This is a genomic window from Helicobacter mesocricetorum (genome assembly GCF_900198605.1).
Classification (GTDB): Bacteria; Campylobacterota; Campylobacteria; order Campylobacterales; family Helicobacteraceae; genus Helicobacter_D; species Helicobacter_D mesocricetorum.
On the sequence record NZ_FZPJ01000068.1, the window covers coordinates 1 to 1,823 of the forward strand.

Genomic DNA, 1,823 nt, shown 5'->3' on the forward strand with positions numbered 1-1,823 from the left:
AATTATTATTTAATAATTTAAAAAATATAATCCCGCTCTATTTTATAATTTTAAGGATGTAAGTATGAAATACTTAATTTTTTTCATCAGTTGTTTAAGCCTAAGTGTTGCTTATGCAGATATTAATCTCTATGGTCCCGGAGGTCCTCATACAGCGTTAAAAGAAGCCGCTACAAAATTTACTGAAAAGACGGGCGTAAAAGTCAATGTTAATTTTGGACCTCAAGCAACTTGGTTTGAAAAAGCACAAAATGACGCTGATATTTTATTTGGTGCTTCAGATCAATCCGCTCTTGCAATAGCAACTGACTTTGGAGATAGTTTTAATGTCAATAAAATCAAACCTCTTTATTTAAGAGAGGCTATTATCTTAACGCAAAAAGGTAATCCTTTAAAAATTAAAAATCTTAAAGATTTAGCCAACAAACAAGTAAGAATAGTTGTCCCAGAAGGAGCAGGAAAAAGCAATACTTCAGGAACAGGTGTTTGGGAAGATATGATAGGTAGAACTCAAGATATTAAAACTATCCAAAATTTTAGAAACAATATCGTGGCTTTTGTTCCAAATAGCGGTAGTGCAAGAAGACTCTTTGCAGAAGATAAGGCGGATGCGTGGATTACTTGGAGTGATTGGGCAAAAAGCAATCCTGATTTAGGAACCGCAGTAGCCATAGAAAAAGACTTAGTAGTATATAGAACTCTAAATGTCGTGGCTAAAGAAAATTCTAATCAAGAAGTTTATGATTTTATCGATTTTCTAAGCACTCAAGAATCTAAAAAGATTTTTGCGAAATATGGTTGGAGAGAATAATTCTCTTCAATTGTTTTACAATACAAATAATATTTCTAAAATAACCTCAAACATAATAAATACTTTAAACCCTTCAAAATCATTTATTACCATTAGTAGGTGATTGTAAAATATATAAAACCAAAAGCTTAAAATGGCTTATATTTTATCTTTAAAAGTTTTCTTAGTCCTTTTGGTGAAAATATAGCGCATATAAAAGGATTTTTACTTAATTTTAAAGCCATAGTATTTGTCTTACTCCAAGATTCAAAACCAATAATCTCATAATACTTCCCATACCATTTTAGTTGCCTAGAGCTTGGATTTGCGCCTATTATCTCTTTGGCAAATCTATCGTATCTACGCTTTTTAAAACTAAAGCTTTGTGGGTAATACAATGCTAAAAAGTTACCATAAGTTTCAAACTCACTAAAACCTGAAAATGCCAAATCCTCCAAACTAATAGATTCTAAAATTGCTTGCCAAAAAGGCTTTTTATGCGCCATCTCAATATTATCAAGCAATTCGCACATTTTTACAGCATCTATTGGCATATATTCTGCGATAAAACTTACATTTACTCGTTTTTTTAAATCCGGTAAAAGTGTTTGCATAGTTCTAAAATATGGTTTATGGGTTTCTGTGCCGTAGTTAAAAAGGGCTTTAAATTCTGTGGTGTTTTTACAATCTTTAGAAATACTAAAAAAATCTATCTTTTGAAGCGGTAAAATATCACTATCCCATACAATATACCCCCCCCCCACTCACCTCCAATCCTCTTTATTTTCAATCTCTTTTTTTTACACCTTAATTACTTCAACATACCTCATTTTTTAAAACTTCTAAAACTACCAACCCCTATCCACCACACCTTTTTCATTATCTTTTGAGTTTTTTTCTTTTTTACAAATATAATTTTTCATTGAATTATGTTTTTGTTTTGGTTTACGCCTATTTTTTTTTTCAACTTTTACTTTTTTTTTTTTTTTTTTTGCTTTTTTTTTTATGTTATTTTATTTTTTTTTATCATTTT

2 protein-coding genes are annotated in these 1,823 nt (G+C 30.1%); one reads left to right on the plus strand and one right to left on the minus strand.

The genetic code is table 11. The features are described from left to right. Nucleotides 1-64 precede the first annotated feature (64 nt). Nucleotides 65-811, plus strand: coding sequence for an extracellular solute-binding protein (locus C6H18_RS09335; RefSeq protein ID WP_104722820.1), 747 nt, complete (start codon nt 65-67; stop codon nt 809-811). 128 nt (nt 812-939) lie between these two features. Here the strand turns inward: C6H18_RS09335 and C6H18_RS09340 are convergent, their stop codons facing one another. Further along, the gene (locus C6H18_RS09340; protein ID WP_104722821.1) at nt 940-1,554 is read right to left on the minus strand and encodes a hypothetical protein; all 615 of its coding nucleotides are present in this window, start codon (nt 1,552-1,554) and stop codon (nt 940-942) included. Nucleotides 1,555-1,823 lie beyond the last annotated feature (269 nt).